The following is a 12,490-nucleotide window of genomic DNA, read 5'->3' as shown; positions in this document are numbered from 1 at the left end:
CCGACACCAAGGGCATATCGGGTGAATCCATAAGGAAAGGGTCGACGGCGGCCCTGGTACCGAGGTCCCCGGGCCGGGGCGTCCGAAACCGGGAATCACAGATGATTTCCGGTCGGGGTGAAGTCGGGCCGTCTCATAGGGAGTTGCCGGGACGGCAGGCCCGCCGGACGCGCTGGTCCGGACCCGGGAACCGCCGGCAGGGCCAAGCGCCCCCTGCCGAAGACGTGTTCGTCCGCAGGGCCGGCTTCTTGACCCGGGGCAGACGGACACCCGGCCGCCCACACGCGCCACCCTAGGCGCTGACGGCGGCCGGCGCAGTCCGGGAGCGGCCGGTCGCGTGGGCCGGACCGGGCCGGTCACGGGCGGGCCGTCACCCGCACGGTCTCCAGGTCCGGGTCCGCCGCGCCCGCGATGAGGAAGCCGTGCGCGACACCGCTGCGCAGGTAGTCGAGGACCTCGGCGGTGATCACCTCGCCGGGCGCGACGACCGGAACGCCGGGCGGGTAGGGGCAGATCATCTCGGCGGCGACACGGCCCACGGCCCGCTCGGCGGGCAGCTGTTCGGCCGGTCCGAAGAAGGCGTCGCGGGGCAGGACGGCCTGTTCGAGTTCGAGGACGTGGGGCTCGGGCAGGTGCACGGCGGGCTGCCGCTCGATGGTGTCCGCCCGCTCGACCAGCGTGCGCACGGACTCCAGCAGCAGTTTCTCGGTCTCCTCGTCGTCGGCGTGGGTGATGGAGGCACTGATCCGGCAGGTGTCGGAGCCGCCCACGTCGATGTGGCAGTTGGCGCGCAGCCACTCGGCCGCCTGCATGCCGCTGATGCCGAGTTCCCGTACGTCGACGACGATCTTCAGCGGGTCGAACTCGGCGGCCAGGCCCTCCTCGATGATCTCGCCGCCCATCACCCGCAGCCCCGGCAGCTCCCGGAGCCGGGCCCGGATGCGCTCGGCGCGCTGCAGGGCCGCGTCCAGCAGCCCGTGGCCCTGCTCCACCATCTGCCGCCGCCAGCCGTCGAGGGTCGCGTAGACCAGGGAGGAGGCGCTGGTGGTGCCGAGCAGGTCCTCACGCTGCTTGAGCACGTCGGGTGAGATCCGGTCGTGCTGGAGGTGGAACACCGAACTCTGCTCGATCGCGCCACCCATCTTGTGGACGCTGGTGACGACGAGGTCGGCGTCCGCGTCCATGCCCCAGGCCGGCAGCCCGGGGTGGAAGGGCAGGTGAGCGCCCCAGGCCTCGTCCACGATGAGCGGTACGTCGAAGGCGTGGCAGGCGTCGGCCACGCCCCGGATGTCGGCGCAGGTTCCCCAGTCGGTGGGGGTGATCAGCAGCATGCCCTTGGCGTCCGGGTGCTCGCGCAGCCGGGCGCGGACGTCGTCGGGCTCCGGCGGGTGGGCGATGTGCCGTTCCGTGTCGAACTTCGGGTGGACCCAGATCGGCTCCACACCGTTGATGATCACCGCCGAGATGACCGACTTGTGGGCGTTGCGGGACAGCAGCAGCTTCTCCCCCGGCCCGGCCACCGAACACATCGCGGTCTTCACGGACAGGGAACTGCCGCAGGTGGAGAAGAAGGCGTGCTCGGCGCCGACCGCGTCGGCCATCAGCTCCTCGGCCTGTTGCAGCACGCCCTGCGACTGACGGCGGTCGTCCAGGCCGTTCAGGGAGAGCACGTCCGAGCGGAAGACGTCCATGCCGACGATCTCGGCGACGCGCGGATCGGCCCCGCGGCCCTGCTTGTGCCCCGGCGGCCCGTATGCCACGTCTCCCCGGCGCCGGAACTCCTGCAATGCCTCCAGGACGGGTACGCGCGAATGGTCCATGGCAGTCCTCCTGAGCTGGTCGGTGCCGCATCCACCGTGTTGCACCGGCCGGGCGCCCCAAACCCTCCGGCCGGTGTCAGGGGGCCGTCCGGGTGGAACCCGGCCCGGCACGCACCACGCCCGCCGAACCGGAGGAGGTCTCGTGTCGCTGTACCAGCGGATCCGGGAGGAGGCCGCACGGCGCGCCGACGCGCTGTGGGCCGTGGCCTCGGCCCTGCACGCGGAGCCGGAGACCGCGTTCGCCGAACACCGGGCGGCGGCGCTGCTCAGCGGCGAGCTGGAGGGTGCCGGCTTCGAGGTGCGGCGCGAGGTCGCGGGCCTGCCGACCGCGTTCACGGCCCGCTCGGGCGAGGGGCGGCCGGTGGTGGCGTTCCCGCTGGAGTACGACGCCCTGCCCGGGCTCGGGCACGCCTGCGGGCACAACCTGATCGCGGCGGCCGGACTCGGGGCCGCCCTGGTCGTGGACGCCGTACGGGACGGCGCCCCGGGCACGGTCCTCGCGGTGGGGACGCCGGCCGAGGAGGGTGGTGGCGGCAAGGCCCTCGAGGTGGAGGCCGGGGTCTTCGACGGGGTGGACGCCGCCCTGATGTTCCACCCCGGGGTGTACGACTGGATGCGGGCGCCGCTGACCGCGCAGGAGCAGTACCGGGTCGCCTTCCGGGGGCGGGCCGCGCACCCCACGGGGAATCCGACGGAGGGCATCGACGCGCTCGCGGCGCTGATCGAGCTGTTCAACGTGGTCTCGGCGCTAGGGCGGCGGCTGCCGGAAGGGTCCCATGTGCAGGGGATCATCACCCACGGAGGTACGGCCACGAACATCGTCCCGGAGTACGCCGAGGGCCGCTTCGGGCTGCGCGCGCTCACCACCGCCGCCTTGGACGAGCTGGCCGCACAGGTGCGCACGGCCGCCGAGGGCGTCGCGCTGGCGACCGGGACGAGCGTGACGGTGGAACGCGCGAGCGTGCGGTACGAGCACTTCCGGGACAGCACGGTGCTGTCCGAGCGGTTCGCCGGGCACCTGGACCGCGCAGGGATCACCCTCACCCCGCCCGCTCCCGGCGTCTACCTGGGCTCCTCCGACATCGGCAACGTCAGCGGCCGGGTGCCCGCCATCCACCCGTTCGTCGCGATCATGGGCGCCGACGGCTCCGATCACACGCCGGAGTTCGCCCAGGCCGCGGCCTCGGAGCGGGCGCGCGGTGTGCTCCTGGCGGTGGTGGAGGCGCTGGCCTGCACGGCGGCGGACGTCCTGCGGGAGGCGGAGCTGCGCGGGCGCGCGTGGGAGGACCTGCGCCGGGCCCCGGCCTGATCGCGCCGCCCGCGGCCTGGCTCACCCCGGCCGGCCGCACCGGACCTCCTGCCCGGCCTTCCGGGCGTCGGCGTCGGCCTGGGTCCGCGCGTGTTCCACGGCGGCGGGCAACGCCCGGCGGATCGCCTCGGGGAGGTTGCGCCGGGCCGGCCACTCGACCAGGCAGCGCGCGACCTCCCGCAGTTTGACGTTGGTGTGCTGCGACATGTGCTTCAGGGCCTCCCAGCCCTGCTCCGGCCGCAGACCGCCCACGGTGATGACCACGCCGATCGCCTGGTCGACCAGGGCGTGCGAGACCAGCGCCTGGCGCAGCTGGTCCACCTCGTCCTGGAGTGCCTTCACCTGCTCGTGGTCCGTCTGCTCGTCGGGTCCGATCATGCGATTCACCCTGGGGCGGCCCGGCCGCCCCCCGCCAGCCGCCAGGCGAACACCTGGGCAAGCCTCCGTACAGAAAACGAAAAATGGCTGGTAGAGGGCCCCATACGAGCGGTGTTCAGGGGCAGCGGGGGGCCATGGAGACACTCACCTTCGACAGCGACGACCTGAATGTGACGGAGGACTTCCTCAGCCGCGCCTACGCCCGGATGCGCATCGGCAGCGGCAGCCCTGGCTCCAACCGCGCCCGGATCCGCCGTACCGGTATCGACTCGGTGAGTGTCGACGAACTCGCGCTGGACTTCGAGATGGACTACTCGGTGACCCCGCTGGGCCGGATCTGTCTGTGCGTCGTGCACGAGGGAACCGTGCGGGACCACGCCTTCCAGGGCGTCGAGGACTCCTTCGGCCCGGGTGACGTGGTGCTGTTCGCGCCGCCGGACCTGCCGTACACGGGCCGGATCTGCAACGCCCGCTACAACATCACGATGCTGGAACCGGCGCTGCTCGCCCAGGTGGCCGGGGACGCGGACGGTTCGCGGCCGGTACGGCTGACCGGGCACCGGCCGCGCTCGGCGGCGTCGGCGCGGCAGCTGTACCGCACGATCGCCCATCTGCGCGACACGGTGCTCTCCGATCCCGAGACGGCGGACCAGCCGCTGGTCGCGGCCACGGCCGCCCAGCACCTGGCGGCGAGTGTGCTGGCCGCGTTCCCGAACACGGCGCTGGACGAGCCCGCCGCCGATCGCGCCGACGCCAACCCGGCGGTGCTGCGCCGCGCGCTCGCCTACATCGACGACCACGCGGACCAGCCGGTCACGGTCGCGGACATCGCCGCCGCGGCCCATGTGACGGTCCGTGCGCTCCAGTACGTCTTCCGCCGCCATCTGGACACCACTCCGCTCGCCCAGCTGCGCCGGGTGCGGCTCGCGCACGCCCATCACGACCTGGTGGCCGCCGACCCCGGCACCGGGGCCACGGTCACGGAGATCGCGGCCCGGTGGGGTTTCCACCACCCGGGCCGCTTCGCCTCCCTGTACCGGGACACCTACCGGCGGGCCCCGCACGAGACCCTGACCAGCGGCTGACCGGAGCCCTGGGCGCGTCCTAGGGGAACGACGTCACCTTGGACGGGACCGTGTCGGTGCCCGAGGTGGGTGCGCCGGTGCTGTTGACGACGTGCGCGTACTGGCCCTTGCCGCCCAGGGAGATCACCAGCAGGTCGTGCATCCTGATGCCCGGGGCCACGGGCACCTGGAAGCCGTGCGCCTGGACGATCGACGGATCGGCCGTGTAGTTGCAGTAGCTGCCCAGGCCCCACGCCTCGTGGGTGGTGACGGAGTCGGCGACCTTGTAGGCCGCGTAGCCGGTGATGCCGTCGTGGGTGATGGCGGCGGCGTTCGGGGCGTCGTACGCCTTCTCGTTCTGGAAGAAGATCGTCCGGCCGCGTTCTCCGCTCCAGTAGACGTCGTACTTGTTGAAGTGCTCCACGAACAGGCCGGTGGCGAGGACGTCGTCGCCGTTCACGCGCAGGCCGTAGTCGGCGCGGTTGGTGTTCCAGCCGACACCGTCGCCGTGGTCGGCGCGCCAGAGCCAGGTGTGGTCGATGACGACGTCGTCGCTGTCGACCACCACGGAGTTGGTGGCGAGTCCGGGTCCCGCGCCGCCGACGCGGATGAACACGTCCTGCATGGTGGTGGGGTCGGCGGAGTGGTCGGCGCTCGCTCCCGGGGTGCCGATGCGCAGCAGGGTGTCGGAGTTGACCGGGCCCGCGTCGATCAGGAATCCGGCGAGCCGCACGCCGTCGACGTCGGCGACGTGCATCGCGTCGACGCCGTTGTCCGGGACCAGGGTGGCGAGGCCGAGGCCGAGGACGACGGTGTCGGGGCGGGTGACCTCGATGGTCCGGTCGAGGTGGTAGACACCGGGCGTGAACAGGAGGTTGAGGCCCTGGGCGAGGGCCGCGTTGATGGTGGCGGCCGTGGCGCCCGGCTTGACGACGTAGAACTGGTCGAGCGGGAGGGACGTGCCCGCGTTCGCGGGCCAGGAGACGCCCCGGGCGTTCGTGCGCTTGGCCGGGACGAACACCTTGTAGGCGGAGCCGTCCAGGTAGAGGAAGGGCTTCTCGCGGGAGACCGGGGTGGTGTCCAGGGTGGTGTACGGGCCGCTGTCGAAGTTGGTGGCGGGGGCGCCCTGGACGCCGGAGAACGTCATGTTCCACACGCCGTTGGTCCAGCCGCCGACCGAGCTGTCCCGGGTGTACCACTGCTGCTGGGAGTACGGTCCCACCGTACCGTCGATCTTCGAGTCCGCGATGTAGCCGCCGGAGGCCCAGCCGTAGCCGTTGGGGGCGAGGTTGAGGCCGCCCTGGACGTGGATCCGGCGGAAGGGCGCGGCCTGGGCGACGGCCCAGCGGTCGGTGCCGTTGACCGGCTTCAGGGAGAGGTTCTCGGCCGAACGCCAGAAGTTCTGGGTGGCGTTGCCGTTGAACCAGCCGGCGTCGACCGTGATGTCACCGTTGATCCGGGTGTCGTCGGGGTTCAGGCCGAGACCGGAGATCGAGGTGTAGAAGCCGAGTTGGGCGTTGATGCCGTTGTAGGTGCCGGGCTTGAGCAGGAACTGGTAGCGGCCGGTGCCGAACTGGGCCGACTCCTGCTTGGCGAAGACGTCGTCGAACTTCTGCTGGAGGTTCGGGGTCGAGGGGTCGACGACGATGACGTTCGGGCCGAGGTCGCCGCCGCCCTGGACGGGTGGGACGCCGGTGGTGCCGGTGTGGACCGCGAGCTCCCACAGGGAGTAGCCGTAGCCGGTGCCGCGGGCGGTGCCGTGGATGCGCACGTACCGGCCGGAGCCGCCGACGTCGTAGGACGCCGTGCCGCCGGTCGCCCCGGTGACGCTCTTGAGGGTGTTCCAGCTCTGGCCGTCGGAGGAGGCCTGGATCTGGAAGTCCTTGCCGTAGGCGGCCTCCCAGTTCAGGTCGACCCTGCACAGGTCCTGGACGGAGCCGAGGTCGACCCGGAGCCACTGCGGGTCGGCGGCCTGGCTGGACCAGCGGGTCGCGGTGTTGCCGTCGACGGCGGCGGAGGCGGGTGTGCCAGCGTTCTCGGTGGAGGAGGCCGTGGCGGGCCTGCCCTGGGCGGCGTTGGCGGTGCCGCAGCCCGCCTGGCCGCCGTCGGAGCTGCCGAACACCTGGAACTCCCAGAGGGAGTAGCCCCATGGGGTGGCCCGGTGCACGCCGAGCATCCGTACGTAGCGGCCTTGGCCGGACACGTCGAGCGTGTCGACGCCGCCGTCGGAGCCGGTGACGGACTTCAGGTCGGTCCAGGTGGTGCCGTCCGCGGATATCTGGACCCGGTAGTCCTTGCCGTAGGCGGCCTCCCAGTCCACGACGACGCGGTTGACGGTGGCGGTGCTCCCGAGGTCGAGGCGGATCCACTGGTCGTCGCCCGCGGCCGAGGACCAGCGGGTCCCGGTGTCGCCGTCGACGGCGAGGGCGGCGGTGGTGCCGTTGTTCTCCTCGGACGACGCGGTGGCCGTCTTCCCCTGGGACAAGGGGGTTTCGGCCGCGGTGGCCGACGGGTGTGCGGTGGGCAGGGCGACCAGCGCTGCCGTGGCGGCCAGCGCGACACCCAGGGATCTCAGTCTCATTCGGCGGCTCCAGACGAGGGCGGGGTCGGCGGACCTGACCCCACGGCTTAGTTCATGTTTTGATTTAAGTGATGAACCAAGCGGGCCACAAGACTTCGGACACCAGATCCTTCAACCACCCCGCTGTGGCGCCGACTTCGCTCAGATGTCAGCGGCAACCATCCGGGCGGCCGTCTCGGGGCAGCCCGGCGGAAGTGCCGAGACGCCTCCGGCCGGGTCAACTCGCCGGTGAGGTCTGGTTCTCGACCATCTTCAGCAGGGCGGCGTGCGTGTCGGCGTCGGCCGCCGCGATCAGTCCGCCCGCGCCGGTGTGCAGCGGCTCGCCGTACAGGCCGGTCACCGTGCAGCCGGCCGCCCGGCACAGGGCGATGCCGGCGGCGAAGTGCACGCTGTCGGTCAGGTCGCCGTCGGTGACGTACGCGGCCCGGCGCCCGGCGGCGACCCAGGCCACCGCGAGGGTGCTGGAGATCACCCGGGGCCGGAACCGTTCGGTGAAGCCCGGGTCGGCGAGCAGGCGGGCCGCCCGGAAGCCGGGCGCGTTCGGGAACGGGGGGTCGAGGTTGACGTCCACCAGCGCTGACCCGGCAGCGGGCGTCAGCTCCGTGTCGTCGCCGTCCCGGCGGACCCACGCCCGCTCGCCGTCGGTCCAGAACACCTCACCGGCGAACGGATCGGCCGTCGCGGCCGCGGTCACCTCCGAGTCCGCCCACAGCGCGACGTTCACGCCGACGAGCATGGTCTGCACGGCGTAGTTGAGGGTGCCGCACAGCGGGTCGACCAGCCAGCGGCGGCGGGCGCCGGCAGCGCCGGTGCGGCCGCTCTCCTCGGCCGTCACCGCGTCCTCGGGGCGGGCGGCACGCAGGACGTCCAGGACGGCCCGCTCGGCGGCCAGGTCCGCTGCCGTGGCGAAGTCGCCGGCGGACTTCTCGTAGCGGTCCAGGTGCCGGCCGTACAGGTCGCGCACCACCGCCGCGCCCGCCTGGGCCGCCGCCACGGCCAGTCGGCCGTCGTACTCCCCGTTGGTAATCGTCACGGTGTGCACGATAGGCGGTCCCCGCACCGGCGGGGGGTGCGGGGGCGCGGCCGTCGGGTCAGGCGGTGGTCGCGGTGAAGGTCAGAATCTGTTCGGCCGCGGTGCGTCCGCCGCCCACGGGGCAGGCGCTGGGGGCCGTCGGCGCCGTGGAGGGCGGCGGACTGCTGGGAGTGGAAGGTGCCGTCCTTGTCGAGGCAGGGGGTGGCGGGGGCGTCCGTGGGGTGGGGGAACGGCACCGGGGTCCCGACGGTCACGGTGTAGCCGGCGTCACGAGGGGGACGGCCGCGGCGACGGTGCCGCCTGCTCTGCTCAATCGTCGCACGAGCGCTCCTTGTTGCCGAAGGGCCGGTTGCACGGAACGATCCGGCCCCGGCGACGCCCCGGCAATGGACTCCCGCGCTCCGCCTCTTGACACTTTCGTGCGCGCGGGGCGGTCGCTGTGACCGCATTCGCGCACGGGGCGTGATTCAGTGCGGCTCGGGCGGGACCGCGGACAGCGGGGTGTCCCAGGCCAGTTGGCGCAGCAGCCGCTCGTCCGGCCCGGCGGGACGGGCCGTGACGGGTGCCGGGCCGGACGGCGTGCGGGTGCCGCGGGAGAGGCCGCCGCTGACCGTGATGTTGTGCTCGACCCGCGGGCGGCGGTACCGCTGGTACGCGGTGAACGCGGTCTCCGTGTCGGGCAGGTCGCGCAGCGCCTTGGCCAGGACGACGGCGTCCTCCAGGGCCATCGAGGCGCCCTGGCCGGTCGCCGGGGAGGCGGCGTGGGCCGCGTCCCCGACGAGCAGGACCCGTCCGGTGTGCCAGGCGGTGCCGAGCGGCAGCTCCGTGGCGTTCGTGACCATGATCGCTCCGTCGGCGGCCTCGACCAGACCGGCGGCGGGCGTCGCGTCCTCGCGCAGCAGCGGCAGCAGCCGGGCGCGCAGTTCGGCGGAGGACGCGGCGGAGGTCGCGGCGGACGCCCCGGCGGGCAGCGGGTCGCCGCCCGCGCGGGCGAACCAGTACGTCTCCCCCGCCGGGGACACCGCGTAGCCGAACGCGGTGGCGCTGCCCCGCACCATGGTGATGGCGCCCTCCGGGCCGGGGGCGGGTGCGGCGCCGGTGTAGCCGTAGTAGACCCGCTGGCCGGCGTACCCGGGGCGCACCTCGGGCCGGAGCAGCCGGCGTACGGTCGAGTTCAGTCCATCGGCGCCGACGAGCAGGTCCCCGGTGGCGGTGGTGCCGTCGGCGAAGCCGGCGGTGACGGCGTCCGGTCCGTCCGCCACGGCCACCAGGCGGGCGCCGTGGCGCAGCCGGATGCCGCGCCGGACCGCCTCGCCCTGGAGGGCCGCGTTCAGTTCGCCGCGGCGCAGACAGCGGTAGCGCAGGGCGGGGTCGTCGGCCTCGCCCAGCGGCTGGTGGGCGACCTCGGTGCCCCGGCTGTCGAGGAGCCGCAGCGAAGTCAGCGGAAAACCGACGGCCGTGACGGCGTGGGTGGCGCCCAGCTCGGCCAGCGCCCGCATGCCGTTGCTCGCCAGGGTGAGGAAGGCGCCGATGTCCTCCGCCGTGTCCGGGTGTGCCTCGAACACGGTCACGTCGATTCCGGCCTTGTGCAGGCCCAGGGCGGTCGCGGTCCCCGCGATGCCACCGCCGATCACCAGTACCCTCATCGCACCCGCTCCGGTCACCTGCCGCTTCCCGTACCGACAGTGGTCACGACCATCATCTAAGGGCAGCGCGGCGCGTGCCGGTGCTGGTGGGGGGCGGGATTCGGACAGGGGCGGCGGAGAGGCTGCGGACCGGTGGGAGGGACTGCCGCGCGGCGGGCGTCCGCCGGCCCCCGGGTCCGTGCGCCTCGCGCTACCGGTCCGCGTCGGGCTGCCGCGCGAGCCTGTGCTGAGGCGCGGCGACGGCGCGGCGTGCACCGGCACGCCCCCTGTGTCACGGGTCGCCGCCGGTGGAGTGGGTACTCCCCAGCTCATGCGGGTGAGCGTGGTGGATGCGGGTTCGAACACGGTCCGGCTGGTGATCGCAGACGTGGAGGGGGGTGTTCCGCTGCCGGTGCACACCGTCAAGTGGAAGCTCCGCCTGTCCGAGCAGGTCGGCCCGGACGGCACCATCGCCGACGAGGCGGTGGAACAGCTGGTGAAGGCGGTGGCAGCGGCGGGCGCCACGGCCCGGCGGTGGCATGCGGCGGGCCCGCTGGCCTTCGCGACCGCCGTCGTCCGCAGCGCCCCGAACCGCCACGAGGTGCTGCAGCGGGTGGCGTCCGGTACCGGGATCCGCATGTGCACCCTGCCCGGCGAGACGGAGGCCGAGCTGACCTTCCTGGCGGCCCGCCGCTGGCTCGGCTGGAAGGCGGGCCCCCTCGCGCTGCTCGACATCGGCGGCGGCTCGCTGGAGGTGGCCTTCGGCCGGGGCCGGCTGCCCGACTTCGCCGCGTCGCTGCCGCTGGGCGCGAACCGGCTGACCCGGGAGTACCTGGGCGTCCAGGACCCGCCCGCGCCGGGCGAGCTGAAGGAGCTGCGCCGCCGTATCCGCCACGAACTGCGGGACGTGGCCTCGCGGATCCGCTGGGAGCGTCCGCGTACCGCCGCCGTCACCTCCCGGACGTTCCAGCAGCTGGCCCGGTTGTGCGGGGCCGCACCGGGGCGGTACGGCCCCTTCGTGGAGCGGCAGCTGGCCTGCCGGGACCTGCGCGAGGCGATGCGCTCCCTCGCCGGACTGCCCGCCGCCGAACGCGCCCGGCTGCCCGGGATCTCCGCACCGCGCGCCGCCCAGAGCCTGGCCGGAGCGGTCGTCGGGCACACGGCACTGAAGCTGATGGGCCTGCGCCGGGCCGTCGTCTGCCCCTGGGCGATCCGCGAGGGCGTGCTCTTGCGCTATGCCGAGGACGGCAGCGACTGGTGGACGGACGCCACGGGCGAGACCGGCACCCCCGCACCGGCCCTGGCGGCCGCCCTGCGCGTCGCCGGTCCGCCCGCCTGACCGGGACGGCCCGGGCGGCCGCCCCGCTTTCCGCCCGCTGTCCGTCCCCGATGGCCGCGCCCCGGCGGAGGCCCTAGCGTCGGACCATGCAGTCGCCCCGCGGCGAGCCGGCCGTGGACACGGTGCCCGGCCTGTCCGCCGGGCCCGTCGCGCTGGCCTGGCTGACGCAGTTCCTGGTGGGAACCGACCTCTTCGTGGTGGCGCCGCTGCTCCCCCACATCGCGGCGTCGTTCGCCGTCTCCGTGGCCGGCACCGGCCTGCTCGTCACGGCCTTCTCGATCGCGTACGTGGTGGCGTCGCCGTTCGCCGGCTGGGTCTGCGACCGCTGGGACCGCGCGTCGGTGCTGGTGGTGGCGCTGGTGCTGTTCTCCGCGGCCAACGTCGGCACCGCTCTGGCGCCGGGTTTCGGTGTGCTGCTGGTGGCCCGCGTGGTGGCCGGCCTCGCGGCCGCCGCGACCGGCCCCACGGTGTACGCCCTGGTCAGCACGCGCGCCCGGTCCCAGGCCCGGGCGCAGCTGCTGGCCGTGGTGGGGTCGGGCCTGCTCACCGCCCTGTGGGTGGGCGCGCCGGCCGGGTCGCTGCTGGGGCGGTACGTGGGCTGGCGGCCCGCCTTCGTCATCCTGGCCGCGGGCACGTTCCTGCTGGCCCTCCCCCACGCGTTCGTCTGGCGGGCCCGTCCGGAACAGGTGGCCGCCGCGGCTCCGGAGCGGGCCGGGCGGCCCGGTACGGGCGTCGCGGTGTCCGCCGTGGCGGTGACGACCCTGTGGGCCTTCTCCGTGTACAGCCTCTACACCTTCCTGGCCGTCGCGCTGCACTCCGACGGCAGGGCCGCCACCGTGCCGTGGCTGCTGGTCGCCTACGGCATCGGCGCCGTCGTCGGCGGGCAGGTGGGCGGCCGGTGCGCGGACCGGGCCGATCCCGTGCGGGTCACCAGGTCGGCGCTGGCGCTGACGGCGGTGCTGGAAGCCGTCGTGGCCCTGGTCTTCCCGCTCACCGGGGCGCTGGCCGGCGCCCTGACCCTGTTCGCGCTGGCCGCCTACGCCTTCTTCCCCGCCCAGCAGCGCCACCTGGTCGACCTGTTCCCCGAGCGGACGACCGCCCTGCTGTCGTGGAACAACAGCGCCCTGTTCGTGGGCCTGTCCCTGGCCGGCGCGGTCGGCGGGCAGATCGTGCACGCCCTGGGCTATCCCGCGCTGCTCTACCTCGGCGCCGGTGTGGCGGTACCGGCGTGCCTGGTCGCCCGCGGCCGGCCGGCCCGCAGCCGCGGGGAGAAGCAACGGCCGTGAGGACGAGCCTCCCCCACCGGTGCGGAACTCCCCCCGACGTCACCGCCGGCACCTG

9 protein-coding genes are annotated in these 12,490 nt (G+C 73.8%); 4 read left to right on the top strand and 5 right to left on the bottom strand.

All coding sequences use genetic code 11. The annotated features are described in order from the left end of the window. Positions 1 to 356: 356 nt before the first annotated feature. Positions 357 to 1,820: an aminotransferase class I/II-fold pyridoxal phosphate-dependent enzyme gene (locus ACIP4Y_RS21690; RefSeq protein ID WP_401395838.1), complete on the bottom strand. Its 1,464-nt coding sequence runs from the start codon at positions 1,818 to 1,820 to the stop codon at positions 357 to 359. A 142-nt stretch (positions 1,821 to 1,962) separates the two neighbouring features. Here ACIP4Y_RS21690 and ACIP4Y_RS21685 point away from each other — a divergent pair, with 142 nt between their 5' ends. After that, complete coding sequence (locus tag ACIP4Y_RS21685; RefSeq protein WP_401395835.1) at positions 1,963 to 3,129, top strand: amidohydrolase; 1,167 nt, start codon at positions 1,963 to 1,965, stop codon at positions 3,127 to 3,129. 21 nt (positions 3,130 to 3,150) lie between these two features. On the opposite strand, the gene ACIP4Y_RS21680 is transcribed toward ACIP4Y_RS21685, so the two are convergent. Next, on the bottom strand, positions 3,151 to 3,507 hold the full coding sequence (locus ACIP4Y_RS21680) for an ANTAR domain-containing protein (protein WP_401395833.1): 357 nt from the start codon (positions 3,505 to 3,507) through the stop codon (positions 3,151 to 3,153). Positions 3,508 to 3,641: 134 nt separating this feature from the next. On the opposite strand from ACIP4Y_RS21680, the gene ACIP4Y_RS21675 reads away from it, so the two are divergent. Next, positions 3,642 to 4,592 (top strand): helix-turn-helix transcriptional regulator, encoded by a 951-nt coding sequence (locus ACIP4Y_RS21675; RefSeq protein WP_401395830.1) that lies wholly within the window; start codon positions 3,642 to 3,644, stop codon positions 4,590 to 4,592. Positions 4,593 to 4,611: 19 nt separating this feature from the next. Here the strand turns inward: ACIP4Y_RS21675 and ACIP4Y_RS21670 are convergent, their stop codons facing one another. The 3 genes from ACIP4Y_RS21670 to ACIP4Y_RS21660 all read right to left on the bottom strand — a co-directional run bounded on the left by ACIP4Y_RS21670 (position 4,612) and on the right by ACIP4Y_RS21660 (position 9,831). Beyond that, positions 4,612 to 7,152: a discoidin domain-containing protein gene (locus ACIP4Y_RS21670; RefSeq protein WP_401395827.1), complete on the bottom strand. Its 2,541-nt coding sequence runs from the start codon at positions 7,150 to 7,152 to the stop codon at positions 4,612 to 4,614. 217 nt (positions 7,153 to 7,369) lie between these two features. Continuing rightward, positions 7,370 to 8,185 carry an inositol monophosphatase family protein gene (locus tag ACIP4Y_RS21665; RefSeq protein WP_401395824.1) on the bottom strand — a complete coding sequence of 272 codons (816 nt, stop codon included), beginning with the start codon at positions 8,183 to 8,185 and terminating at the stop codon, positions 7,370 to 7,372. A gap of 467 nt (positions 8,186 to 8,652) precedes the next feature. Next, entirely contained in the window at positions 8,653 to 9,831 is a 1,179-nt protein-coding gene (locus ACIP4Y_RS21660) for an FAD-dependent oxidoreductase (protein ID WP_401395821.1), read from the bottom strand. Between the two features lie 310 nt (positions 9,832 to 10,141). Between ACIP4Y_RS21660 and ACIP4Y_RS21655 the strand changes: the two genes are divergently transcribed. Beyond that, a complete protein-coding gene (locus ACIP4Y_RS21655) occupies positions 10,142 to 11,149 on the top strand; it encodes a Ppx/GppA family phosphatase (protein ID WP_401395818.1) in 1,008 nt (335 codons plus the stop codon). 86 nt (positions 11,150 to 11,235) lie between these two features. Beyond that, complete coding sequence (locus ACIP4Y_RS21650) at positions 11,236 to 12,435, top strand: MFS transporter (protein ID WP_401395815.1); 1,200 nt, start codon at positions 11,236 to 11,238, stop codon at positions 12,433 to 12,435. The last annotated feature ends 55 nt before the right edge of the window (positions 12,436 to 12,490 follow it).

The organism is Streptomyces sp. NPDC088810 (genome assembly GCF_044750305.1).
In the GTDB taxonomy this organism is placed as follows: domain Bacteria; phylum Actinomycetota; class Actinomycetes; order Streptomycetales; family Streptomycetaceae; genus Streptomyces.
Note: the sequence above shows the minus strand (reverse complement) of the source record. Positions and strands in the feature narration are given on the sequence as shown.